Annotated in this window: 21 protein-coding genes and 1 tRNA gene; 17 read left to right on the top strand and 5 right to left on the bottom strand. The window is 71.8% G+C overall.

Annotation, left to right across the window (positions count from 1 at the left end; all coding sequences use genetic code 11):
- Positions 1–88: 88 nt before the first annotated feature.
- Positions 89–544, top strand: a complete 456-nt coding sequence (locus ACFXJ5_RS04490) for a MarR family winged helix-turn-helix transcriptional regulator (RefSeq protein WP_384626739.1) — start codon at positions 89–91, stop codon at positions 542–544.
- Positions 545–627: 83 nt separating this feature from the next.
- Positions 628–700 (top strand) — tRNA-Lys (locus tag ACFXJ5_RS04485).
- 93 nt (positions 701–793) lie between these two features.
- Here the strand turns inward: ACFXJ5_RS04485 and ACFXJ5_RS04480 are convergent.
- Positions 794–3,805, bottom strand: a complete 3,012-nt coding sequence (locus ACFXJ5_RS04480; RefSeq protein WP_384626736.1) for a protease pro-enzyme activation domain-containing protein — start codon at positions 3,803–3,805, stop codon at positions 794–796.
- 740 nt (positions 3,806–4,545) lie between these two features.
- Here ACFXJ5_RS04480 and ACFXJ5_RS04475 point away from each other — a divergent pair.
- From ACFXJ5_RS04475 to ACFXJ5_RS04440, 8 genes are all read left to right on the top strand, one after another.
- Positions 4,546–5,193: a class F sortase gene (locus tag ACFXJ5_RS04475; protein WP_384626734.1), complete on the top strand. Its 648-nt coding sequence runs from the start codon at positions 4,546–4,548 to the stop codon at positions 5,191–5,193.
- Positions 5,190–5,681: an RNA polymerase sigma factor gene (locus ACFXJ5_RS04470; protein WP_384626731.1), complete on the top strand. Its 492-nt coding sequence runs from the start codon at positions 5,190–5,192 to the stop codon at positions 5,679–5,681. Before ACFXJ5_RS04475 ends, ACFXJ5_RS04470 begins: the two co-directional genes overlap by 4 nt.
- Positions 5,665–6,132, top strand: a complete 468-nt coding sequence (locus ACFXJ5_RS04465) for a hypothetical protein (protein WP_384626729.1) — start codon at positions 5,665–5,667, stop codon at positions 6,130–6,132. Before ACFXJ5_RS04470 ends, ACFXJ5_RS04465 begins: the two co-directional genes overlap by 17 nt.
- Before the next feature lie 110 nt (positions 6,133–6,242).
- Positions 6,243–6,878, top strand: coding sequence for a hypothetical protein (locus tag ACFXJ5_RS04460; protein ID WP_384626726.1), 636 nt, complete (start codon positions 6,243–6,245; stop codon positions 6,876–6,878).
- A 63-nt stretch (positions 6,879–6,941) separates the two neighbouring features.
- Positions 6,942–7,457, top strand: a complete 516-nt coding sequence (locus tag ACFXJ5_RS04455) for an Lrp/AsnC family transcriptional regulator (RefSeq protein WP_384626723.1) — start codon at positions 6,942–6,944, stop codon at positions 7,455–7,457.
- An 85-nt stretch (positions 7,458–7,542) separates the two neighbouring features.
- Positions 7,543–8,334: a dimethylargininase gene (gene ddaH / locus ACFXJ5_RS04450; RefSeq protein WP_384626720.1), complete on the top strand. Its 792-nt coding sequence runs from the start codon at positions 7,543–7,545 to the stop codon at positions 8,332–8,334.
- Positions 8,331–9,551, top strand: a complete 1,221-nt coding sequence (gene rocD, locus ACFXJ5_RS04445; RefSeq protein ID WP_384626717.1) for an ornithine--oxo-acid transaminase — start codon at positions 8,331–8,333, stop codon at positions 9,549–9,551. The genes ddaH and rocD overlap by 4 nt, the downstream gene beginning before the upstream one ends.
- A 181-nt stretch (positions 9,552–9,732) precedes the next feature.
- Positions 9,733–11,664 carry a phosphatase PAP2 family protein gene (locus ACFXJ5_RS04440; protein ID WP_384626716.1) on the top strand — a complete coding sequence of 644 codons (1,932 nt, stop codon included), beginning with the start codon at positions 9,733–9,735 and terminating at the stop codon, positions 11,662–11,664.
- On the opposite strand, the gene ACFXJ5_RS04435 is transcribed toward ACFXJ5_RS04440, so the two are convergent.
- Complete coding sequence (locus ACFXJ5_RS04435; protein WP_384626713.1) at positions 11,654–12,616, bottom strand: D-2-hydroxyacid dehydrogenase family protein; 963 nt, start codon at positions 12,614–12,616, stop codon at positions 11,654–11,656. The two genes, ACFXJ5_RS04440 and ACFXJ5_RS04435, sit on opposite strands and share 11 nt — an antisense overlap.
- Before the next feature lie 106 nt (positions 12,617–12,722).
- Between ACFXJ5_RS04435 and ACFXJ5_RS04430 the strand changes: the two genes are divergently transcribed.
- The 4 genes from ACFXJ5_RS04430 (at position 12,723) to ACFXJ5_RS04415 (ending at position 15,917) form a co-directional block, all read left to right on the top strand.
- On the top strand, positions 12,723–13,271 hold the full coding sequence (locus ACFXJ5_RS04430; RefSeq protein WP_384626710.1) for a GNAT family N-acetyltransferase: 549 nt from the start codon (positions 12,723–12,725) through the stop codon (positions 13,269–13,271).
- Positions 13,244–13,831: a zinc-binding dehydrogenase gene (locus ACFXJ5_RS04425; protein ID WP_384626707.1), complete on the top strand. Its 588-nt coding sequence runs from the start codon at positions 13,244–13,246 to the stop codon at positions 13,829–13,831. Before ACFXJ5_RS04430 ends, ACFXJ5_RS04425 begins: the two co-directional genes overlap by 28 nt.
- 215 nt (positions 13,832–14,046) lie before the next feature.
- Positions 14,047–15,324 carry a hypothetical protein gene (locus tag ACFXJ5_RS04420; protein WP_384626704.1) on the top strand — a complete coding sequence of 426 codons (1,278 nt, stop codon included), beginning with the start codon at positions 14,047–14,049 and terminating at the stop codon, positions 15,322–15,324.
- A gap of 98 nt (positions 15,325–15,422) precedes the next feature.
- On the top strand, positions 15,423–15,917 hold the full coding sequence (locus tag ACFXJ5_RS04415; RefSeq protein ID WP_384626701.1) for a pyridoxamine 5'-phosphate oxidase family protein: 495 nt from the start codon (positions 15,423–15,425) through the stop codon (positions 15,915–15,917).
- 9 nt (positions 15,918–15,926) lie between these two features.
- Here ACFXJ5_RS04415 and ACFXJ5_RS04410 read toward each other — a convergent pair whose 3' ends face one another.
- Both ACFXJ5_RS04410 and ACFXJ5_RS04405 read right to left on the bottom strand, forming a co-directional pair.
- Positions 15,927–16,691, bottom strand: a complete 765-nt coding sequence (locus tag ACFXJ5_RS04410; protein WP_384626699.1) for a maleylpyruvate isomerase family mycothiol-dependent enzyme — start codon at positions 16,689–16,691, stop codon at positions 15,927–15,929.
- A gap of 32 nt (positions 16,692–16,723) precedes the next feature.
- The gene (locus ACFXJ5_RS04405; RefSeq protein ID WP_384626696.1) at positions 16,724–17,698 is read right to left on the bottom strand and encodes a zinc-binding dehydrogenase; all 975 of its coding nucleotides are present in this window, start codon (positions 17,696–17,698) and stop codon (positions 16,724–16,726) included.
- A 170-nt stretch (positions 17,699–17,868) separates the two neighbouring features.
- On the opposite strand from ACFXJ5_RS04405, the gene ACFXJ5_RS04400 reads away from it, so the two are divergent.
- The 3 genes from ACFXJ5_RS04400 to ACFXJ5_RS04390 all read left to right on the top strand — a co-directional run bounded on the left by ACFXJ5_RS04400 (position 17,869) and on the right by ACFXJ5_RS04390 (position 22,203).
- On the top strand, positions 17,869–18,381 hold the full coding sequence (locus ACFXJ5_RS04400; protein ID WP_384626693.1) for a SigE family RNA polymerase sigma factor: 513 nt from the start codon (positions 17,869–17,871) through the stop codon (positions 18,379–18,381).
- Between the two features lie 2 nt (positions 18,382–18,383).
- On the top strand, positions 18,384–19,592 hold the full coding sequence (locus ACFXJ5_RS04395) for a hypothetical protein (RefSeq protein WP_384626690.1): 1,209 nt from the start codon (positions 18,384–18,386) through the stop codon (positions 19,590–19,592).
- Positions 19,593–19,848: 256 nt separating this feature from the next.
- Complete coding sequence (locus ACFXJ5_RS04390; RefSeq protein ID WP_384626687.1) at positions 19,849–22,203, top strand: endonuclease/exonuclease/phosphatase family protein; 2,355 nt, start codon at positions 19,849–19,851, stop codon at positions 22,201–22,203.
- A gap of 66 nt (positions 22,204–22,269) precedes the next feature.
- Here ACFXJ5_RS04390 and ACFXJ5_RS04385 read toward each other — a convergent pair whose 3' ends face one another.
- On the bottom strand, positions 22,270–23,313 hold the full coding sequence (locus ACFXJ5_RS04385) for an NAD(P)-dependent alcohol dehydrogenase (protein ID WP_384628306.1): 1,044 nt from the start codon (positions 23,311–23,313) through the stop codon (positions 22,270–22,272).
- Positions 23,314–23,347 lie beyond the last annotated feature (34 nt).

Raw genomic sequence — 23,347 nt, 5'->3', positions numbered from 1 at the left:
GTGGTCACCCCCGCCGTGGTTCAAGCGTGCCACAAAATTATTTTGCTACAAAACTGATCATCCTCACGCCATGCCGCAAACTGTCCCCATGAGGTCCATGGACACCGCCGCCGAGCTCAACCACCTCCTCGGCCCCCTGCGACGCGCCGTACTCCGCTCCGTACGCAGCGCCGAAGACCTGCCCGACCTCCCCGAGGCCCAGATCGAACTCCTCCGCGTCCTGGCCTCAGCCTCCAACGGCGACGGCATCAGCCCCCGTGCCGCCGCCACCCGCCTCAAGGTCGCCCCCTCCACCGTCAGCAACCTCGTCCGCGCCATGACCGCCTCCGGCCTCGTCGAACGCCACCCCGTCCCCGGCAACAACCGCACCGTCCTCCTGGCCCCCTCCCCCCGCGCCCTCGACCTCCTCTCCCGCTACGACCACGCAGGCGCCGCCACCCTCACCGCCGCCCTCGATCGCCTCCCCGCCCCCGACCGCGACCGACTCCACGCCACCCTCCCCGTCCTCGCCCGCCTCGTCGCCGAGCTCGAACACCACCCCTGACCCCACCTTGACCCACCCTTGATCCCCGCCGACCACCAATGCGCTCGGAGCCGGCGCCGGCGTCCGGCTATGCTGCGGTGTGCGGGCCGTTAGCTCAATTGGCAGAGCAGTGGACTTTTAATCCATTGGTTGTGGGTTCGAGTCCCACACGGCCTACCCGCAGGCGGCTGGTCTCGCCACCGCTGTCCTGCGTGAACGCGGCCCCACCGGTTAACTCCGGTGGGGCCGCGGCTGTAGTGGCGTCGGTGGTCAGCTGATGTAGCCGGCCACGTCCGCGAGCACGTTGGTGGTGCTGTTGGTGTAGAAGTCCACCTTGCCGTCGGAGCCGACCGGCACGATCACCTGGTTGGCGATCGTCTTGCCCTTCACCCAGTTCAGGTTGGAGGCCGTCGGACGGCTATGTCCGTCGGCCCAGGCGGTGAGGTAGCCGGTGCCGGTGGTGCCGGTGACGGTGACGGTGAGCACGACGGCCTTGACGCCGGTCGGGATGGCGTCGGCACCGGCGATCTGCAGGGCCAGCGTCTTGCCCGAGCCCAGCGCCGTCGTCTTACGGGTGTCCAGCAGGCGCAGCGGGGTGACCGTCTGGAAGGACGAGCCACTGGTGGAGAAGTAGCCGGAGACGTCGGCGATCACGTGGCTGGTGCTGCGCACGAAGATGCTGACGTTGCCGTCGCTGCCGATCGGCACGACCACCAGGTTGGGGATGGTGGTCCCGGTGGCCGACCAGTTGACGTTGGAGGCGGTCGGGCGGGTGGCGCCCTCGGGGTAGGCCTCCAGGTAGCCCCCGCCGACGGTCTGGGTCGCCGTCAGGTTGAGCACCACGGAGGTGGCGCCGCTCGGCACGCCGCCGTGGCCGCGGACCTTGAGGCTGATCGCCGCGTTGGAGATCTTGGTGTTGGTGGGGATGCCGACCTTGGAGCGGGTGTCCAGCAGGCGGGCCGGGGTCAGCGCCGTGTACTTGGACCCGGTGGTATCGCTGGTGTAGTAGCCCTGGACATCGGCGATCAGGTTGGTGGTGCTGCTCGTGTAGAGGTCCACCACGCCGTCGCCGGCCACCTTGACGGTCGCCGAGGCGGCGATGGTCTGGCTCGCGCCGGTCCAGTTGAGGTTGCTGGTCGACGGCTTACTGGTGCCGTCGGCCCAGGCGATCACCGAACCCGCGCCGGTGGTGCCGGTGGCCGTGAGGTTGAGCACGACACCGGTCACGCCGCTGCTGGGGATCCCCCCGACGCCCTCGACCTTGACCGGGGCGGTGCCGCCCGCGACCAGGGGTTTGGTGGACGGGATGGAGCTGAGGCCCCAGCCGGTGCCGTTGCGGGTGTCCAGCAGGCGCTTGGGGCTGCTGAGCGGGTGGAAGGTGGAGGCGCCGGTGGCCGCCGTGCCCTTGGCCGCGCAGAGCGCGGTGGTCAGGCCGGCCTCCTTGGGCGAGCCCAGGCCGGTGACCTCGTCGTAGCCGGCCGCCGCTGTGAAGCCGGTGGCGTACACGGAGTTGTTGCCGCTGGTGACGTCCCAGAAGTTCGTCGGGTAGCTGCTCCGTGCGGCCTTGTAGAGGGCGTTGTTGAGGAAGCCGACCTGGCCGTTGGCCTGGCAGGCCGTGCCGGCGTTGGCCTGGACGATGGCGGCGGCCCAGGTCGGGGCCGCGCCGCTGGTGCCGCCGATGATGCCGGGGACGGGGCTGGTGGAATAGGCCTCGTCCAGGTAGTAGATCGGGTAGCCGGTGTACGGGTCCGCCAGGGCGGAGACGTCCGGGACGGCACGCTTGGTCGTGGTGGCGATACCGCCCTGGTAGATGACGGGAGCCCAGCGCGAGGAGGCGCCGCCACCGGTGCCGCCACCGCCGACGCTTGCGTTGTTCCACGTCTTCTGGGTCGTGGTGCTGCCCGAGGTGGTCATCGTCGTACCGCCGACGCCCGTGACGTAGGGCTGGCTCGCGGGGTCGTCGACGGCCTTCGCCGTGGAGCCGGTCGCGCGGTAGCAGTCGCTGGAGCCGTCGTCACCCGAGGCGGCGACCACGCTCTGGCCCTGCGTGGCGGCCTCCGCGAAGATGGTGTTCTCGGCGTTCGCGGTCGCGCTGCTCTCGACCGTCTCGCACTCGCCCCAACTGCTGGAGATCACCTGCGCCTGGTCGTCGGTGACCATCTGCTGGTAGACGTCGAGCACGTTCTGGTCGGTCGCGGACGTGGCGTCCACGCCCTGGTAGTCGACGATGTTCGCCCCCGGCACCAGACCGATCAGGTCCTCGATGTCGAGCGCCGACTCCACGCCGACACTTCCGTCGTTTGCCGGGGCGCCGGCCCCCTCCGTCGTATCGACGTACACGTGGGAGACCGAGGTGCTGGTGCCGACGCAGGACTGGTACGCGGCGATGCTGCTGGCGTCGACGTTCTCCAGCTCGAACACGGCCACGGTCTGCCCCGCACCGACCGTGGCGGAGCTGGTCATCCCGTAGGCGCCGGCCAGTTTGCCGGGGCTGTAGTAGTCGGTGCCGTCGGTGTAGCCGCTGCTGGTGAAGTCGGTGCAGAGCCCCGGGCTGTACGCGTTGGGGGTCACAGCGCGCGAGGCGCGTCCGGCGACCGAGCCGGCCTTGCTCGCGTGACGGACGGCGGAGTGGTGGCTGGTGATGGTGTTGATGTCGCTCAGGCCGACGATCCCGGTCACCGACGCCGCTATGTTCGCGGGCAGTGAGGGAGCCGAGGTGTTCAGGTAGTCGGTGGTGCCGTCCTTGAGCCGGACGTTCCGGAAGCCGGTGCCGAAGGCGTGGGACGCCTTCGCGACGGTGGCGGTGACCGGGATGGACAGGCCGTCCGTGCTGGCGTTGCCGGGGGTGAGGCCGGCCGCCTTCAGCGCCTGGGAGACCTCGGCGACGGTGGCCGGGGTCGGGCCGAAGACCGACGCGAACTGCCCTTTGGCCAGGTAGTGGTGGTACTGGGAGTTGCCCGGGGTGGACACCGCGGTGATGAAGTCGGCCAGCGCCTGCGGGTCACGCGGGGCGAGGTTCACGCTGAGGTGCAGCGCGGTGCCCGAAGCGGTCGTGCCGGCCGCGGTCGCGCCGGCCGGCACGCGGGGGGCCGTGCCTATTCGCTTGGGCGCGTGCGATCCGGTCTCGCCCCCCTCGGTGGCCGCGGCGCCGGCGGTGGTGGCGGCGACGACGGTGAGAGCGACGGCGGCGGTGGTTGCCGCCGCGACAACTCTGGCGCGCGTGCCGGTCTTGCCCACCGCGGGTCCGGGACGTCCCGGCGCGGCGTGGACCTTCTTGGCCATGCAGAATCTCCTAGAAACTGACGCACCGTCATCCATGGGTGGATCGGTGGTCGAAGCCTCACTCTGGCGGCGGGCGCGTCTGCGCAAGCGTGTGCGCAGGCAGGAGCTATCCCCCTTAACCAGAAGTGTGCGCATTTCTTATCAGGAACAGACAGATGTTGTCGTCGGTCCGTCGGAACCGTGGGGTGATCTTTACGCCACGCGGTGATCCGGTGGGGCCGCGGCACGTTCCGGCCCGTGGCCGACGGCCAGTTGGAGTTTGCCATTCCTTTACAACCCGGGCCGGGGGCGGTTCGTCTCTCCGCACGATCACAACAGAGCCCGCCGTCAGCTGTGGCGGCGGGCAGGCGAGAGAGAAGCCGTACATGCGCAAGAATCCCTTGCTTCCGTTTGGCCTGGCCTGTGCCGCTTTGGTACTCGGCGCGGGACCCGCGCTAGCTGACGGGTCGTCGCCGACGCCGACTGCCACGCGAGCCAGTGCGGCGCCCTCGGCTGTGCCGAGTGCCACGAGTACGTCACGGCCGAGCCAGTCCGGTCGGCCGTCTCCGGCTCCGACGGCGACGAGGCCCGGGCGGCAGGTGAGCTCGGTGCCGGCGGGGGCGCCGGACACGGGTGTGCCGCTGACGGCCGGCGGGAGCAACGGGGCAGTGGTCGCGGGTGAGTTGGCGGCGGGGGCCGCGGTTCTGGGGTGGGCCGGGGTGGTTGTGATGCGCCGTAGGTCCAAGGTCCGGGGCTGACTCTTGCGGGGAAGCGAGGGCGCCGGGCGGCTGCTGACCGTACTGGTGGCCGCAGTCGTGCTGGCCGGGTGCGCCTCGGGGGGCGGAGTCCGGGTCGAGAACGGACCGGCCCCGGCCGGCGCGTCCGGGCCGTCCGGGCCGTCGACGAGCGGCGGAACGGCCACGCCCCGTGCGCTCGCGCGGTCGGTACCGGTGCGGCTGGAGATTCCGGGCATCGGGGTCGACACGCCCGTCATACGGCTCGGCCTGGCGGCGGACGGCACCGTGGAGGTGCCGCCGATCGAGAAGAACGCGCCGGCGGGCTGGTACCAGGGCTCGCCGACGCCGGGCCAGGTCGGCCCGTCGGTGATCCTGGCGCATGTGACCGTCGGTCAGTACGGGGACGGGGTGTTCCTGCACCTCGGGCGGCTGAAGCCGGGGGACCGGATCGTCGCGCGGCTCCAGGACGGGGCGTCGGCGGAGTTCACCGTGGACCGGGTGCAGACGGTTGCCAAGTCGAACTTCCCGACCGACGCCGTGTACGGGAACGTCAGCCACCCGGCGCTGCGGCTGATCACCTGCGGCGGCCCCCGGATCAGCGGGGGAGGCGGCTACCGTGACAACGTGGTCGTATTCGCCTCCCTTGCCGCCGCACACGAGGGAGCCCGTTGAGCCGAGCGAAGGATGCGGCGGCGTCCGAACTGTTCGCCGACCTCTATCCGCGCCTCGCGGGGTGGTGCCGCCGTCTCGTCGACGACGACGGCACCGCCCACGAGATCGCCTCCGAGGCGTTCACCCGCCTCTGGGCGCGCTGGACCAGGGTGGAGGAGCCGCGCGGGTTCCTCTACGTCACGGCGGCCAACCTGGTCCGTGACCACTGGCGGAAACTGGAACGCGAGCGGCGCGCCATGCGCCGGGCCACCACGGAGGCGGTCGTACGGGACCAGGGCGAACCCGCCGGCGACTCCATGCGGCATCTGGTGCAGTCGCTGCCCGAGCGGCTGCGCACGCCCGTACTGCTCCACTACTACGCGGACCTGCCGGTCCGGGAGGTCTCGGCGTTGACGGGACGGAAGGAGGGCACTGTGAAGGCCGATCTCCACGCGGCTCGGGAGTTGCTGCGCGCCAGGCTGGGAGGAGACCTTGATCGGACACGTTGAGGGCTCCGACGGCGCGGACGGGTTCCGCGACGACGACCCGCTGGTGACGCTGATGCGGCCCGGCGGCGAGACCCTTGTGGCACCGCCCGGTTCGTTCGCGCGCATCCGCCGCGACGCGGCCCGCAGGCGGCGGGTACGCGCGGCCCTCGGCGGCGGCCTCGCGGTCGCGGCGGCGGTGGCCGTCGCGCTGCCGACGTACCTCGTCGGCACCCCGACGGTCCCTGCCCCGACGGCGCCTCCGCTCGTCCCGCCGGCCGCCACCGCTCCCGCCCCGACCCCGCTCCGCCCGACCCCGCTCCGCCCGACACCCAGCGCCTCGACGCCCGGCGGGAGCGCGGCTCCCCGTACGACGTCGCCCTCCTCGGGTGCCACCGGGCGCGTCCCGGTCCGGGGCACGGCGGCGCGCCGGTCCGCGTCCTCCGTGCCGAGCGCGACCCCCACCACGCCCTGAGCGCCGCACCGTCAACATCACAACAAGGTAACCGCCTTCACGAGACCATCACACTTCGTCCACATGCGGCGCTACGGTCAACTCTCCACGTATCGCCCAGGGGGGACATCGTGACTTGGGACAATCAACCCGCGCAGCCACCACGCCGCCAGCCCAGCTGGGGCGCTCCGCCGCCCGTGCCGCCGCAACCGCCGCAGCAGCAGCCGCCGTCGGGCGGACCGAAGTGGGCCCGTAAGCGCATCGCGATTCCCGTGGCCGCCGCCATCTTCGTCGTCGGCATCGCCATCGGAGGATCCGGCGGCGGCGACGGCACGACCACGGGTGCGGAGCCCGCGCCCACCGTCACCGTGACGGCCGACGCCAAGGCGCTCACGGCCGACCAGGCGGAGCCGGCGCCCACGGTGACCGTCACCAGGACGGTCACCGTCAAGCCGGCGGCGAAGAAGACGACGGCGGCGCCCGCGGGGAAGGCGGTGTTCAAGGTCTGGGGGAGGGCCGGGTCCGGGGTGGACATCACGTACGGCAGCGACAGCGAGAACATCCAGGGGCACGGGCTGCCGATGACCAAGAACCTGACGGTCAAGGACGACGCCCTCTACTACGCGATCACGGCGCAGTTGCAGGGCGGCGGCGACATCCACTGCTCGGTCACCATCGACGGGCAGACCAAGTCCGGTCACGCCAGCGGCGGTTACAACATCTGCTCCGCCCAGCTCAACGGCGACTTCTCGGGGGGATGGAGCTAGACCCGGCCCCGCAGAAGTCAGGACATTGCGTACCCGGGGGTCGGAGGAGAAGGATCACCGGTCATGAACAACAAGGCCGCGCCGTTCGACGAGCTGGACCGCAAGATCGTGGCGGCGTTGATCGCGAACGCCAGGACGAGCTTCGCGGAGATCGGCGCGGCCATCGGCCTGTCGGCGACCGCCGTGAAGCGCCGGGTGGACCGGATGCGGGAGAACGAGGTGATCACCGGGTTCACCGCGACGGTCCGGCCGGCGGCGCTCGGCTGGCGGACGGAGGCGTACGTCGAGGTGTACTGCGAGGGTGCGGCGCCGCCGAGGCGGCTGGCGGAAGTCGTACGCAACCACCCGGAGATCACGGCGGCCATGACGGTGACGGGGGGCGCGGACGCGTTGCTGCACGTCCGGGCCACGGACGTCGAGCACTTCGAGGAGGTGCTGGAGCGGATCAGGGCCGAGCCGTTCATCCGGAAGACGATGAGCTACCTGGTGCTGTCCCATCTGCTGCCGGACAGTGCGGAGGCCGGGGCGCGTGAGCCGGCGCCCGAAGCTACCGGAGGCGGCGCAGCAGACCTGCGCTGACCGGGCTTTTTGCGCAGCAAAGCGACGCCTACGCGCAGCTTTCCTTTCTTGTCGCGCGTGGCCGCCACTTCCTACCGTTGAGGGCATGCCAAGGCGCTATCTGGTCTGCGAGCCGGACCACTTCGACGTGCGGTATGCCATCAATCCCTGGATGAGTCAGGACGCGGAGGTCGACGCCGCGCTCGCCCGCCGGCAGTGGGAGGGCCTGGTCCGGGTCTACCGCGAGCAGGGCCACACGGTGGAGACGGTGCGGCCCGAGCCGGACCTGCCGGACATGGTGTTCGCGGCGAACGCGGCGCTGGTGCTGGAGGGGCGGGTCTTCGGGTCGTACTTCCACGCGCCGCAGCGGCGGCCGGAGTCGGTCGCGTACGAGACGTGGTTCAAGGCGGCCGGTTACGACGTCTACCGGCCGGAGTCGGTCTGCGAGGGGGAGGGCGACCTGGTGGCCGCGGGGCGCTTCATCCTGGCGGGGACGGGCTTCCGGACCACGCCGGAGGCGCACCGCGAGGCGCAGGAGTTCTTCGGGGTGCCGGTGATCGGGCTGCAGCTCGTGGACCCGTACTTCTACCACCTGGACACGGCGCTGTTCGCCCTGGACGACACCAACATCGCGTACTACCCCGGGGCCTTCTCGGCCGGGAGCCGGGAGGTGCTGGAGCGGCTGTATCCGCTGGCGGTGATCGCCACGCGGGAGGACGCGATGGCGTTCGGCCTCAACTCCGTCTCGGACGGACGTCATGTCTTCGTCGCCCCGCAGGCCGCCGGTCTCATGGACCGGCTCGCCGACCGCGGCTATGTCCCCGTCCCCGTCGACCTGTCGGAATTCCACAAGGCCGGCGGAGGCATCAAGTGCTGCACCCAGGAGATCCGTTCATGAGTCCGAGCCCTGACCCGAGCCGTACGTCCGAAGAGCTGATCCGCGCCGAGGCGCCGGTGCTCGCGCACAACTACCACCCCCTCCCCGTGGTCGTCGCCCGGGCCGAGGGCGTGTGGGTCGAGGACGTCGAGGGCCACCGCTACCTCGACATGCTGTCCGGCTACTCGGCCCTCAACTTCGGCCACCGCCACCCCGCCCTCGTCGAGGCCGCGCACCGCCAGCTCGACCAGCTCACCCTCACCTCCCGGGCCTTCCACAACGACCGCCTCGCCGGCTTCGCCGAGGGCCTGGCGGAGCTGACCGGCCTCGACATGGTGCTGCCGATGAACACCGGCGCCGAGGCCGTGGAGAGCGGTATCAAGGTCGCCCGCAAGTGGGCGTACGAGGTCAGGGGCGTCCCGGCGGACCGGGCCACGATCGTCGTGGCCGACGGCAACTTCCACGGCCGTACGACCACCATCGTCGGCTTCTCCGACGACCCAACCGCCCGCGCCGGGTTCGGGCCCTTCACGCCGGGCTTCCGGAGCGTCCCGTACAACGACCTCGCCGCCCTCGAAGCGGCCGTGGACGAGACGACGGCGGCCGTGCTGATCGAGCCCATCCAGGGCGAGGCCGGGGTCCTGATACCGGACGACGGCTATCTGACGGGCGTACGGGAGCTGACGCGCCGCGCCGGGTGCCTGTTCGTCGCCGACGAGATCCAGTCGGGGCTGGGGCGTACGGGCAGGACGCTCGCCGTCGACCACGAATCCGTACGGCCGGACGTGCTGCTGCTGGGCAAGGCGCTCGGCGGGGGCATCGTGCCGGTCTCGGCGGTCGTCGCGCGCCGGGAGGTGCTGGAGGTGCTGCGGCCCGGGGAGCACGGGTCCACCTTCGGCGGCAACCCGCTGGCGGCGGCGGTCGGTTCGGCGGTCGTGGGGCTGCTGGCGACCGGTGAGTTCCAGCGCCGGGCGGCCGAGCTGGGCGAGGTCCTGAGGGACGGCCTGGCCGCGCTGGTGGGCCGGGGCGTCACCTCGTACCGGGCGCGCGGGCTGTGGGCGGGCGTCGACATCGACCCGGCCCTCGGCACGGGCCGCGAGATCAGCGAACGCCTCATGCGTGAAGGCATCCTGGCCAAGGACACCCACGGCTCGACGATCCGCCTCGCCCCGCCGCTGACGATCACGTCGGAGGAGCTGGAGTCAGCGCTTGCTTCACTGGAGAAGGTGCTGGTCTGATCCGTTCGACAGGTCGGACTGGCGTGTTCATCCCCGGCGCCACAAATGTTCACCAACGTAACGCGATTGATCTGGCCCGTCGCCGCTCCGATGTTCGATAATCCGTGCGCATCGGCGTGGGCAAGCGCTTGCTCCCGCCCACGCCTCCCACCCCCGGGTCGGCTGTCGCGGAGAGAAGAACATGACGGAATTGATCGAGAAGACCGGCAGGACCGGTGTGAACCGGCGGAGCTTCCTCACCTTCGGCGCCGGGGCCTCGGCGGCGCTGGTCGCCGCTCCGACCGGGCTGAACTGGTTGGTGAGCCCGCAGGCGTTCGCCGCCACGGCCACCCCGTCGGCTCTGCCCTTCGTGGACGACTACACCACCAACGTCACCGCGAACCTCACCCCGGAGACCAACGCCGCCGTCCGCATCCTCACCGGCATGCAGAAGCTCTGGCAGACCGGCACCGCCTGGAACAACGGCACCGTCCTGGCGGCCGAGACGCTGCGCGCCAACGTCCGCTACTCCGTCAGGATCACCACGGCCCGTACGGCGGCAGAGTCCGCCGAGGCCTTCATCTACGACCGCCAGCACCAGAGTTACTCCCCGATCGTCGGCCTCGGCCCGCTCGCCGACCTCTACCGGGCCGGGGCCAAGGCCGTCACCGGCATCACCGTCGCACCGGAGGGCACCCCGGCCACCACCATCAGCGACGCCCTCCCCGCCGACGCGCCCGCCGGATCCGCGCTCGGCGCCGGGGCCACCGACTCGGACCTCGGCACGGTGGCGCAGCTCGTCAACACGCTGCGGGGCACCTACGCGTCGGGCAACCCGAGCAAGTACGCCTACCAGTACCCGCGCCCCTGGCGGATGACGGAGGACAGCGAGGTCGTCGACACCGGTGTGACGGACGACCTCGGCTACCCCGTCTACAAGTCCGACGTGGTCGTCGCCCCGCAGTTGCTCCGCCAGCGCTCCACCGTCCCGGCCGAGGACGGCGGCTTCCCCAGCGGCCACACCAACGCCTTCTACCTGGCCTCGCTCGCCCTCGCCTACGCGATCCCCGAGCGTTTCCAGGAGCTGGTCGCCCGCGCCTCCCACCTCAGCCACACCCGCATCGTCGCCGGCATGCACTCCACCGTCGACGTCATCGGCGGCCGCACCCTCGCCACCGCGCTCGCCGCCGCCACGCTGTACGACCCGCAGAACGCCGACCTCAAGTCCGCCGCCCGCGCGCAGGCCGCCGCGTACCTCCAGGCGCACACCGGCACCACCGCCGACACGCTGTACGCCTACGCGCACTCCGCCGGCCCCGACACCGATCCGTACGCCGACCGCGAGGCCAACGCCGCCTCCGTCACGCCCCACCTGACGTACGTCCTCCCGCGCAGCGGCCGCCGCGACGTGCCGATGACCGTGCCCAAGGGCGCCGAAGTCCTCCTGGAGACCCGGCTGCCGTACCTCGACGCCGCCCAGCGCCGCGAGGTGCTCCGCACCACCGCCCTGCCCTCCGGGTACGAACTGCTCGACGGCACCGAGCAGTGGGGCCGGCTCAACCTCTTCGCGGCGGCCGACGGTTACGGCGCCTTCGACGCGGACGTCACCGTCACCATGAACGCCGCCGACACCGGCTTCAGCGCCGCCGACACCTGGCGCAACGACATCGACGGCTCCGCCTCCCTCACCAAGCGCGGCACCGGCACCCTCGCCCTCACCGGCGCCAACCGCTACACCGGCGGCACGTCTGTCGAGGCCGGCACGCTCGTCGCCGCCTCCTCCGCCGCCCTCGGCCGCGGCGACGTCAGGGTCACCGGCGGCACGCTGCGGCTCACCGCCGGGGTTCGCCTGAGCGGCTCGTACGCCCAGTCGGCGGGCGCGGTCCTCGACCTGCCCCTCGGCGGTGCTGGCTGCGACGCCCCGCTCACCGTCGACCGCTCCGTCGTCCTCGCCAAGGGCAGCGTCCTCGCCCTGCGCCTCGCGCCCGACGCCGGGCACGGCGCCACGCTGCCGGTGATCCGCACCCGCCGCCTGCAAGGCCAGTTCGGCACCATCACGGTCGACGCCGACGGCTACCGGGCCGTCCCGGTGTACACGGCCACCGGCCTGTCCGTACGCCTGGTCAAGCGGTAAGGCGGCGGACCGGCTCGCCCGCCAGGAAGGCCGCGATGTCCTCGACCGCCTGACCGTAATACGTACGGTAATTGCTCTCCGACACGTAACCGATGTGCGGCGTCCCCAGCAGACGCGGGACGCCGCGCATCGGGTGGTCCGCCGGGAGCGGCTCGACATCGAAAACGTCGATGCCCGCCCCGGCGATCCGGCCCTCGCGGAGCACGGCGACGAGCGCGTCCTGGTCGACGATGGCCGCCCGGGAGGTGTTGACCAGGTACGCGGTCGGCTTCATCAGCGCCAGCTCGGCGGCCCCGAGCAGACCGCGCGTACGGTCGCTCAGCGCGAGGTGGATCGACACGAAGTCACTGCTCCCCAGCAACTCCTCCTTGGACGCGGCCAGCCCGACTCCCACCTCGTCCGCCCGCTCCGTCGTGAGGTTCTGGCTCCACGCCACCACCTCCATCCCGAACGCCTTCCCGATCTCCGCCACCCGCCGCCCGATCCTCCCCAGCCCGAGCACCCCCAGCCGACGCCCCTCCAGGTCCACCCCCACCGTGCTCTGCCACGGGCCGCCCTCCCTCAGCGCCGTCGCCTCCACCACAATCCCCCGCGCCAGTCCCAGCACCAGCGCCCATGTCAACTCCACCGGCGGCGTCAACGAGCTCTCCGTCCCGCAGACCGTCACTCCGTGCTCGCGGGCGGCGTCGAAGTCGATCACCGTATTGCGCATCCCCGACGCGATCAGCAGCCTCAGCCGGGGCAGGCGGCCGATCAGCGACGCCGGAAACGGAACGCGCTCGCGCAGCGTCACGACGACGTCGAAGTCCGCCAGCGCGACCGCGAGTTCCTCCTCCGTCGCGAAGTGTTCGGTGAAGCTGACGACTTCCACCGCGTCGGCGATCGGCGTCCAGTCCGCCATCGTCATCGCGACACCCTGGAAGTCGTCGAGCATGGCGCAGCGCAGCTTCATCCTTCACCCATTCCTCAAGGTCAGCCGTCCAGCAAATCCGTTGGCGCGGAGCTGTCCCCAGCGTAGGTGGGGGGCGGTTGTCGGTGAGGGGTGGTACGAGGGAGGCATGGAGAAGACGAACGTACGGATTGAGCCGTGGGTGGACGAGGACCGGTTTCTGGAGCTGCAGCGGAGGATCAACGCGCCGGAGATGATGACGCATCTGGGCGGCCCGGAGAGCGATGAGCAGGTGGTGGCGCGGCACCGGCGCTATGCGGAGGTCGAGGGGAAGGGGACGGGGCGGATGTTCGGGGTCGCGTTGGTGCCGGAGGGGGAGTTGGTGGGGGGCATCGGGTACTGGGAGACGGAGTGGCGGGGGGAGACGGTGTACGAGACGGGGTGGAGTGTGTTGCCGGGGTATCAGGGGCGGGGGATCGCGGTGGCGGCCGGGGAGGCGGCGATCGCCCGGGCGGCGGGGGAGGGGAGGCACAGATATCTGCACGCGTTTCCGTCGGTGGGCAATCCGGCGTCGAACGGGATCTGCCGGAGGCTGGGCTTCGAACTGCTGGGCGAGATCGACTTCGAGTACCCGAGGGGGAATCCGCTGCGCTGCAACGACTGGCGGCTGGACCTGACGGCTCAGCCGGCGTGGACGTCGGCCGAGGCGGTGTCGTAGGCAGCGTCGTAGGCGGCGCGGGAGGCCAGGACGTCGTCCATGTGGGCCTCGGCCCAGGCCTTGATGGAGCGCATGAGCGGGAGCAGGCCGACGCGGTCGGGGGCTTCGCGGCGGAGCTGGCCGCGTTGCGCGGGCTGCGGGTGGTGGCGGTCGCCGGGGCCGGGGACGAGGGCTTCGTACGGGCGCGGGGCGCCGAGTGGTTCGTGCCGCGCGGCGAGGGCGGCGATCTGGCGCAGCGGGTGCGGGAGTTGGTACCCGGCGGGGTGGACGGGGCGCTCGACGCGGCCTCGACGGGCCTGCGCGCGCTGGGCGCGGTGCGCAACCGGGGGGCGTTCGTCGCCGTGCTGGGCGCCGCCGCTCCGCTCCCGCTGCGCGGGATCCGGGTGGCCAACATATGGGCCGCCGTCGACCGGGATCAGCTCGCCGAGCTGTCCGCCCTGGCGGCGGCGGGCCGGTTGACGGCCCGGGTCGCCGGGACGTTCCCGCTGGACAAGGCCGCGTACGCCCACGAGCGGCTGGCGGCGGGCGGACTTCGCGGGCGCCTGGTCGTCACGCCCTGAGCCCTTCGCCGGGAGCTCTTCCCGCGAGTTTCGCGGCGCCTTTCCGGGCGGTTCCTGTGGGCCTTCTGGGCCTCGCGGGACTGCCCGGGCCGCCGGGGCGCGTGCGCTGCTTCGGGGGGCGGCCTTATGGTAGGCCGACGCCAGTCGGCTTTCGCGGCTGTTCTGCGCCGCCGCCCCAGCCCTCGTAGCCCTCCTCGCTTGGAACCGGACCTCACATGACCGCACCCTCCTTGCACCCGACCGACCTGTCCCCCGAACTGCGGGAGGATCTGCGCAGCTACGCGGACCTCGGCGGATTCACACTCACCGCCGAGACCCACGCCTGGTACGCCGCCGTGGACACCATCGGCACCCCGGAGGAGGCCCGGGCCGCCTCGACCGTCCTCGCGGAGCTGCGCGGCCGGGACCTGCCCGCCGTACGGAAAGCCGCCGACGCCCTGATCGGCGCGCCGGGCACGGTCGGCGAGACCGGCCGGGCGGTAGCACTGCTGCTGCGGGTACGCGGCACGCTGGCCGCGCTGGGCCCGGAGGCGTACGAGGCCGGGGACCTGGACGAGCTGGTCGCCGCCACCGCGAGCGGCTCCTGGCGCAAGGAGCAGGGCGTGAAGGTGCCGTGGCTGCGCCGCCGTGCCCTGCGCGGCCGGGCGCGCGGCCTGGCCGTGTCGCGCCGCACCCGGGTCGGCACGCTGCACGCCGCCCTCGCCTCGGCCGCCGAGGAGCGCACCCAGTGGGCCGCCCTCGCCACGGCGGAAGCCGCTGCCGCCCCGGCCCTCCCGGACGACGCCGAGCTGCTGGACACCGTCGCCCGCGCGGTCGAGGCGGCCGACGCCGGCCTCGCCGCCCTGGGCCGCCTCCTGCGACCCGAGCGCGACCTCCACGCCCTCACCTTCGACGACCTGGCCGACCTCCTCGACCGCCTCGCCGCCGACGAGGGCACCCTCTACCGGCTGCCCACCCTCCGCGGCCTCCGCGACCGCCTCCCGGCCGAGGGCCTGGAGGAACTGCTGACCCAGCTGGACGAGCCGGAGGCCGTAACCGTCCCGGAGCCGCGTGCGGCGGAGCCGGCGTCGCCGGTCGCCGAGCCCGAGGCTGTCGTTGAGCCCGAGCCCGTCATCATCGAGCCCGAGCCGGTCGTGGAGGCCGTGGCGGAGCCCGAGCCGGTGGCCGTGCCGGTCACCACAGAAGCCGAGGCCCCGGCCACCGAGCCCGAGCCCGCCCCCGCGCCGGAAGCCGAGGCCGCCCCGGCCGCCCCGTCCGTGCCGAAGACGACCCGCCCGCGCCGCCCCCGGAAGCCCGCGCTCACGCCGGGGCGCCCGGTGACGGCGTACTCCGCGACCGAACTGACCGCCCTCGTACGCTGGATCGACAGCGACGGCGAGAAGCGGACGGACGACGAACTGCTCCGCGCCGCCATGAAGGAGCTCGGCTTCTCGCGGATCGGCCCCCGGATCAAGGAGGCGCTCGGCGCCGCCGTGGGCGAGGCCCGCGCCTAGTTCCCGCGGTGTTGTCGAGGGCTCCGGTCGCATCGGCCGGAGCCCTCGCCGTTGCCCCGGCCGGAATATCCCTACAGCCAGCGGCAGTTACCTGCGTCATGGCAGACAACAGCAGCAGTGAAGACGTCGGTCCCGCGCCCCGCGCCCTCTCCGACGCGGCGCTTTCCGAGCTGCTGGGCACCCATCAGTTCGGGACGCTTGCCACCAACAAGCGCAGTGGCCATCCGCACCTGACGACCATGCTCTACAGCTGGAATCCCCAGGAGCGTGTCGTGCGCTTCTCGACGACCGCCGACCGGGTCAAGGTCCGGCAGCTGCACGCCGACTCACGGGCCGCGCTGCACGTGTCGAGCGAGGACCACTGGTCGTTCGCGGTCGCCGAGGGGGAGGCGCAGGTCTCGGAGGTCACGACGGTGTCCGGGGACACGGTCGGGCGGGAGCTGCTGGGCATGCTGCCGCCCGGGGCGCGGCCGGAGGACGAGGAGGCGTTCCTCGGACAGCAGGTCGCCGAGCGCCGGGTGGTGATCAGGCTCAAGGTGAACCGCCTGTACGGGACCGTGCTGGACGTGCCCACCGGGCCGGAAGGCGACTGAGCCCGGCCGTCACAGAGCCGTCGCCGCGAGCCACGCCTCCAGCAGCTCGCGGTCGCCGAAGACGGTGAGGCGGTCGTCGTCGGGGCGTATCCGGCCGTACGTGAGGAGCAGCAGGTCGGCCGCCGTCGCCTGGACGGCGACCTCGCCCTTGCCGTGACCGTGGCGCCACGTGAAGCCGCCGTCACCGAGGCCGATCAGCCATTCCCCGTCGCCGTCGGCCGCGTGCAGATGCAGAGTGTCGCCGTCCCGGCCCAACTCGCGCACCCGCTCCTCGATGTGGGAGTAGCACGTCAGGTTCTCCAGGAACTCGTCGATGCCGTCGGCCGCCGTGGCCGCGTCGACGGGCCCCGGCTCGAGGCCGACCGCCAGCTCCGCGTCGGCGATGTGGACGACGGCCTCGAAGAGCAGCCGGCGCGGGAAGAAACGGACGTGCTGGTCGACGCCGTGCGTCCAGTTCGACGCGTCCGGATCGGCGGCGCGCAGCGTACGCAGTGAGGACGCGGCGGAGGCGGCGAGCCAGCCGGGGTACTCGGAAGGGTCGTCCGGGAGGTCGAGGGGGACGTCGCGGGACCAGACGCGCTCGGTGGCACGGGTGCTTACGAGGTGGTCCATCCAGCGGTGGGTGGTGCCGTGATGCTTGGTCAGGTCGGCGAGGGTCCAGCCGGGGCACGTCGGCACGGGCAGGGCCGGGTCGGCGCCGCCGACAATCTCGATGAAGCGGGCGACGCCCGACTCGACGGCGTCGCAGTACTGTTCGTGCCTCGGATCTCCCATGGCAGGAACCGTACCGCCCGCCTCCGACAGCCTCAGATCACCAGCAGCGTCTTGCCCAGCACCTCCCGCGACTCGACCGCCGCGTGCGCCTCGGCGGCTTGCGCCAGCGGGAAGGTCCGGCCGATGACGGGCCGGACACGCCCGGCGGCGGCCTCCGCCAGGGCCCGCTCGGCGAGCCTCCTGACCTGCTCCGGCGAGAACTGCACATCCGCGATGCCGCGCAGGGTGATGCCACGCCGCTCCGCCTCCGCCGCCGCGATGGGCGCGAAGCCGCCGCCCGGCGTGCCGTGGGCGGAGAAGCGGCCGCCGTCGGCGGTGATGTCGAACGCGGCGCGGCCGGACTCGCCCCCGGCGCCGTCGAGTACGAGGTCCGGGCCGGCGCCTGCCGTCGCATCCAGGACCAGGCCGGTCCAGCCGGGCTGCGAGTAGTCCACGGCGATGTCGGCGCCGAGCTCGCGGGCGAGGTCGAGCTTGCGCTTGCCACGGGCGGCCGCGATGACGTGGGCGCCGGAGGCGTGCGCGAGCTGGACGAGGAGGGTGCCCATGCCGCCGGCGGCGGCGAGGATGAGGACGTGCTCGCCCTGACGAACCGGCAGGGCGTCGAGGAGGCCCAGCGCGGTGGGGCCGTCGGTGATCACGGCGGTGGCCTCGGGCAGTCCGAGGCCGTCCGGCACCGGGATGAGGGCCTCGGCCGGGACGAGGGCCTGCTCCGCGTAGCCGCCGCCCGCCACCCCGGTCCGGGCGAGGACAGGCCGGCCCACCCAGGCCGGGTCGACCCCAGCCCCGGCGGACAGCACATGCCCGGCGACGGCGCCCCCGGGGACATAGGGCGGCCTGACGGTGAAGTACTCGCCGCCCCAGCCGCTCCGGATCTGGGTCTCCACGAAGATGACGTCCGCCACCGACACCCCGACGACGGCCTCCCCCGGCCCCGCCGTGAGGTCCGGCACCTCGCGGGGGACAAGCACCTCTGGCCCGCCGAATCGCACTGCTTCAATGACTCGCATGCGCCCAGTCTTGTACCTCAATCAGACTTGAGGTCAAGTCGCTCTGAACCAGGCCCTGTACGACCGCCGAGCCCTAACGAATGCCGGGCACGCAGAACTCCGCCGATCGGGTGTGCAACATTTTCCCCGCCCCGCCGCGTCAATGAAGTGTCGGCGGCGATGGGGGAGACATGACACACGCGGACCCGGACGGATTCCTTGACTTCGCGGCCAACCGTGCGGGTCATCTCTTCCGCTCCGCGTGCCTGCTCACCAGCGGGGACACCCACTTCGCCGAGGACCTCGTCCAGGAGACCCTCGGCCGGATGTACCTGGCCTGGCGGCGGGTCTCCACCATCGACAACCCGGCCGGCTACGCCCAGACCGTGCTCGTACGCACCTTCCTCACCCACCAGCGCCGCCGCAGCAGCGGCGAACAGCCCACCGGCGAACTCCCCGACAGCCCGGGCACCCTGGGCGCCGAGGGCGACGCGACGCTGCGCCTCACCCTCATCGACGCGCTCGGCCGCCTGCCCGCCAAGGACCGGGCGGTGCTGGTGCTGCGCTACTGGGAGGACCGCAGCATCGAGGAGACCGCCGAGGCGATGCGCGCCAGCAGCAGCGCGGTACGCAGTCGCAGCGTGCGGGCTCTCGCCAAGCTGCGGGAGCTGCTCGGCGGCAGCCTCGCGGAACTCATCCCCTGACGATGGAACGGTGGCTCACGATGCCCTTCGACGACGATCCCGCCGACCAGCTCGGCGACGACCTCGGCGCCGCCCTGCGCCGTACCGCCGACACCTTCAGCACCGACACCCAGGCCCTCGCGACGGCCGGCGCCGCCCGTGGCCGGGTCCTGCGCCGGCGCCGTACGACGGCGATCGTCGCCGGAGCCGCCGGGCTCGCCCTCGTCGGCGCGGGCGGCTTCGCCCTCACCGGGCTGCTGCCACGGGACGCCTCGGCCCGACCGTCGGCGGCCGTCCCGACGTCCATCGCGAGCGACCAGGCAACCGGCGACGACACGATCGCGCTGCTCAAGGGGCTACTGCCCAAGGGGAAGTTCTCGCAGGAGAGCGGAGGCGCCGACTCCGCCTCCCTCGTGTACGACGACGGCCACGGCGCGTCGGCCATCTCAGTGTTGCTGTCCCGGGTCTCCAACGACCCGCTGAGCTGCCCTGGCACTGCCTACGCGGCCAAGGGCAGCACGTGCAAGGTGACCCGACTCGACGGCGGCGGCGAGTTCTACCTGTCCCAGGGCTATGAGTACCCCGACCGCCGGGTGGACACCAAGCTCTGGAACGCCGTCCTCACCACCTCCGACGGCCGCCGGATCGACGTCTCGGAATGGAACGCCCCCGCCGAGAAGGACGCCGCCGTCACCCGCACCAACCCGCCCCTCACGCCCGCGCAACTGCGGGCCATCGCAGGCGCCGACGACTGGACCCCGGTCTTCGACTCGATCCCCACGCCCACACCGGTTCTGACCACGCCGACCGCCACCACCAAGCAGATCCTGAACGTCGTCACCGGCCTCCTGCCCTCCGGACTCAGCACCCAACTCCCGCCCGCGACCGAGACCTTCCCGCATCTGACGGTCGACGACGGCCACGGCAAGAGCCTGGTCGAGATCAACTACGACCACTGGGGCACGGAGGGTTACACGGACGCGATCTTCGCCGGTGCGACCGTTCTGCCGGACGGCACCAAGGTCGTGGTCCGCAAGCAGCCGGCCGACAAGGGCGTGGCGGGCGCGGTGCTCTGGACCGTCGACACGGTCCGCCCCAACGGGCTCCGGGTCGCGGTGTCCGAGCTGAACGCGGCCGGTTACCACCAGGCGACGAGCCGGAAGACGCCCGTGCTGTCGGTCGCCGAGCTCAAGGCGATCGCCACCAGCGCCACCTGGGCGAAGCTGGGCTGACGCGCCCGCCCCCACCCCGCCGTCCCGCCGGGCGGAGTGGGGGCAACCCCTTTCCCCCCAAAAGACCCTCAGATTTAACCGTCGGACTCTTGTCGTGCCCATTTCTACGCGCGTAACCTCAGCCGATCGCACCCCGTGAATTCGGCGTGCCGTGCCTCATGTGCCGCCCGTCCGCCGCACGTTGATCGGAGAGTCAACACTCGTGCCGTACCTCAGACGCATCGCACTCATATCGACTGGTATCGCCGGTTCCCTCGTGCTCACACCACTGCCCGCCGCTTTCGCCGCGCCCTCGGCCACCGCCGTGATCGCGGTGGCGTACGGCGGTGGCGGGAACTCCGGCGCGACGCTGACGAAGGACTTCGTAGAGCTGGCGAACCGCTCAACGAGCGCGTACGCCCTGGACGGTTACAGCATCCAGTACCTCCCGGCCGCCGCGAGCGCGAGCTCGCTGTGGCAGGTGACGCCCCTGACCGGCTCGCTCGCGCCCGGCGGCCGCTACCTGGTCTCCGAGGCGGCGGGCAGCGGCGGCACCACGGCCCTGCCGACCGCCGACGCGACCGGCAGCATCGCGATGGCGGCCGCCAGCGGCACCGTCGCACTGGTCAAGAGCACGACCGCGCTGACCTGCAAGACGGCCGCGGACTGTGGCGCCGACGGCAATGTGGTCGACCTGCTGGGCTACGGCACCGCCGTGGTCCGCGAGGGCACCGCCGCGCCGGCCGCGAGCAACACCACCGCCGTGGCCCGCGCGGCCTCGCTCGCCGACACCGACGACAACGCGGCGGACTTCACCGCCGCTTCGCCGACGGCGACCAACAGCGCCGGCGAGACGGCGGGCGCCGGCGACGGCGGCGGCAGCACCGGCCCGACCGAGCCCGGCGCCTTCCGGATCCACGACATTCAGGGCAGCACGCGCATCTCGCCGCTCAAGGGCCAGAGCGTGACCGGCGTCCCCGGCATCGTCACCGGCGTACGGACCTCCGGGTCGAAGGGTTACTGGATCCAGGATCCGACCCCGGACGCCAACCCCGCCACCAGCGAGGGCGTCTTCGTCTACACCGGCTCCACCGCGCCCACCGTCGCGGTCGGCGACTCGGTCCTGGTCAGCGGCAAGGTCTCGGAGTACTACCCCAGCTCCTCCTCCCAGTCGGTCACCGAGCTCTCCGGCCCGACCTCCACCACCCTCTCCACCGGCAACGCCCTCCCCGCCGCCGTCGTCCTGGACGCCTCGACCGTCCCCGACGCGTACACCCCCACCGCCGGCGGTGGCAGCATCGAGTCGCTGACCCTCGACCCGTCCACGCACGCCCTGGACTTCTACGAGGCCCACGAAGGCGAGCGCGTCCAGGTCTCGGACGCCCGCGTCGTCGGCGCGACCACGGCCTACGGCGAGGTGTGGGTCACCTCCAAGCCGAACGAGAACCCCTCCGGCCGCGGCGGCACCGTCTACTCCTCGTACGACCAGCCCAACACCGGCCGCATCAAGGTGATGTCGCTCGACACCACCAACGCCGCCGTCCCGGCTGCCAACGTCGGCGACGAGCTGTCCGGCACCACCACCGGCACCCTCGACTACGACGCGTACGGCGGCTACAACCTCCAGGCCACCTCCCTCGGCACCCTCGTCGACAACGGCCTGAAGCAGGAGGTCACCCGCAAGCAGCACAACAAGGAACTGGCCATCGCCACGTACAACGTGGAGAACCTGGACCCGTCCGACAGCGACGCGAAGTTCGCCCGCCTCGCCGAGGGCGTCGCCGTCAACCTCAACTCGCCCGACATCGTCAGCCTGGAGGAGATCCAGGACGACAACGGCGCGACCGACGACGGCACCGTCACCTCCGAGGCGACGCTGAAGAAGTTCACCGACGCCATCGTGGCGGCCGGCGGCCCGCAGTACTCCTGGCGCTACGTCACCCCGCAGAACGACACCGACGGCGGCGAGCCCGGCGGCAACATCCGCCAGGTCTTCCTCTTCAACGAGGACCGGGTCAGCTTCACCGACCGCCCCGGCGGCGACGCGACCACCGCGACGACCGTCGTCAAGACCAAGCACGGCGCCCAGCTCTCGGTCTCGCCCGGCCGGATCGACCCGACCAGCGACGCCTGGGACAGCAGCCGCAAGCCGCTCGTCGGTGAGTTCAAGTTCCACGGCGACACGGTCTTCGTCATCGCCAACCACTTCAACTCCAAGGGCGGCGACCAGCCCCTCGACAGCCGCTACCAGGAGCCGACCCGCTCCTCCGAAGCCCAGCGCATCAAGCAGGCCACCGAGGAGAACGCCTTCGTCGACGAGATCCTCGCCGCCGACCCCAAGGCCCGCATCGTGGCCCTCGGCGACCTCAACGACTACGAGTTCTCGCCCGCCGTCAAGACCCTCACCGACAACGGTGCCGTCCTGACGGACCTCATCTCCACCCTCCCGGCCAACCAGCGCTACAGCTACGACTACCAGGGCAACTCACAGACCCTGGACCACATCCTGACCAGCCCGTCCGTCACCCACTACGACTACGACGTCGTGCACATCAACGCCGAGTTCGCCGACCAGGCGAGCGACCACGACCCGCAGGTCGTACGGATCGACGTCAAGGAGTGCGGCAAGTAGCAGCCGGACAGACGCCGGGCGGGCCCGAAGCGAATCGGGCCCGCCCAGCGCGCTTTTACCTCGTCGTCAGCGCAGCGACGCGACGTCGATCACGAAGCGGTAGCGGACATCGCTGGCGACGACCCGGTCGTACGCCTCGTTGATCTGCTCCGGCGTGATGAGCTCGATCTCCGCCCCGAGGCCGTGCTCCGCGCAGAAGTCCAGCATCTCCTGGGTCTCCCGAATGCCGCCGATCATGGAGCCGGCGAGCGTCTTGCGGCCGCCGATCAGCGAGAACAGGTGCAGAGAGTTCGGCGTGTCGGGCGCGCCGACCGTCACCATCGTCCCGTCCACCTTCAGCAAGGAGAGGTATGCGCCCAGGTCGTAGTTGGCCGAGACGGTGCTGACGATCAGGTCGAACGACCCCGCGAGCTTGCTGAACGTCTCCGGGTCGCCCGTCGCGTAGTAGTGGTCGGCGCCGAGCCGCAGAGCGTCGTCCTTCTTGCGCTGCGACTGGCTCAGCGCGGTGACCTCGGCACCCATGGCGTGGGCGATCTTGACGCCCATGTGCCCGAGGCCGCCTACGCCGACGATCGCGACCTTCTTGCCGGGACCGGCGTTCCAGTGCGCGAGCGGCGAGTACAGCGTGATGCCCGCGCAGAGCAGCGGCGCCGCGACATCCAGGCTCAGGCCGTCCGGGATGCGGCAGACGTAGTTCTCGTCGGCGACGATGTGGCTGCTGTAGCCGCCGTACATCTTCTCGCCGTCAAAGCCGTCGCCGTTGTACGTCGGCACCTGGCCGCGCAGGCAGTACTGCTCCTCGCCCCGCAGACAGTTCTCGCACTCCCGGCAGGAATCGACGAAGCACCCGATCCCGACCCGGTCGCCGACCGCGTACTTCGTCACCCCCGGGCCGACCTCGGTCACGACACCCGCGATCTCATGCCCCGGCACCATGGGAAAGGAAGCCTCACCCCACTCCTCGCGGGCCTGATGGATGTCGGAGTGGCAGATACCCGCGTACGCGATCTCGATCAGCACATCGTGCTCCCGCACCTGCCGGCGCGGGATCGTCGTCCGCTCCAGCGGGGCCTTGGGAGCGGGCGCGGCGTAGGCGTTAACGGTGGTCACGCTCATGTGGGGAAATTCCAATCGTCGTCGTCCA

The organism is Streptomyces sp. NPDC059373, assembly GCF_042751495.1.
Lineage (GTDB): Bacteria > Actinomycetota > Actinomycetes > Streptomycetales > Streptomycetaceae > Actinacidiphila.
This window is presented reverse-complemented; position numbering and strand designations above follow the sequence as displayed.

Bases quoted from the DNA above. Each gene is read 5' to 3' on its own strand.
- ddaH (WP_384626720.1), top strand. From the start codon at position 7,543: ATGCCAAGGCGCTATCTGGTCTGCGAGCCGGACCACTTCGACGTGCGG.
- ACFXJ5_RS04410 (WP_384626699.1), bottom strand. From the start codon at position 16,691: ATGGGAGATCCGAGGCACGAACAGTACTGCGACGCCGTCGAGTCGGGC.
- ACFXJ5_RS04435 (WP_384626713.1), bottom strand. From the start codon at position 12,616: ATGAAGCTGCGCTGCGCCATGCTCGACGACTTCCAGGGTGTCGCGATG.
- ACFXJ5_RS04400 (WP_384626693.1), top strand. From the start codon at position 17,869: ATGACACACGCGGACCCGGACGGATTCCTTGACTTCGCGGCCAACCGT.
- ACFXJ5_RS04480 (WP_384626736.1), bottom strand. From the start codon at position 3,805: ATGGCCAAGAAGGTCCACGCCGCGCCGGGACGTCCCGGACCCGCGGTG.
- ACFXJ5_RS04490 (WP_384626739.1), top strand. From the start codon at position 89: ATGAGGTCCATGGACACCGCCGCCGAGCTCAACCACCTCCTCGGCCCC.
- ACFXJ5_RS04440 (WP_384626716.1), top strand. From the start codon at position 9,733: ATGACGGAATTGATCGAGAAGACCGGCAGGACCGGTGTGAACCGGCGG.
- ACFXJ5_RS04420 (WP_384626704.1), top strand. From the start codon at position 14,047: ATGACCGCACCCTCCTTGCACCCGACCGACCTGTCCCCCGAACTGCGG.
- ACFXJ5_RS04430 (WP_384626710.1), top strand. From the start codon at position 12,723: ATGGAGAAGACGAACGTACGGATTGAGCCGTGGGTGGACGAGGACCGG.
- ACFXJ5_RS04395 (WP_384626690.1), top strand. From the start codon at position 18,384: ATGGAACGGTGGCTCACGATGCCCTTCGACGACGATCCCGCCGACCAG.
- ACFXJ5_RS04405 (WP_384626696.1), bottom strand. From the start codon at position 17,698: ATGCGAGTCATTGAAGCAGTGCGATTCGGCGGGCCAGAGGTGCTTGTC.
- ACFXJ5_RS04415 (WP_384626701.1), top strand. From the start codon at position 15,423: ATGGCAGACAACAGCAGCAGTGAAGACGTCGGTCCCGCGCCCCGCGCC.
- rocD (WP_384626717.1), top strand. From the start codon at position 8,331: ATGAGTCCGAGCCCTGACCCGAGCCGTACGTCCGAAGAGCTGATCCGC.
- ACFXJ5_RS04455 (WP_384626723.1), top strand. From the start codon at position 6,942: ATGAACAACAAGGCCGCGCCGTTCGACGAGCTGGACCGCAAGATCGTG.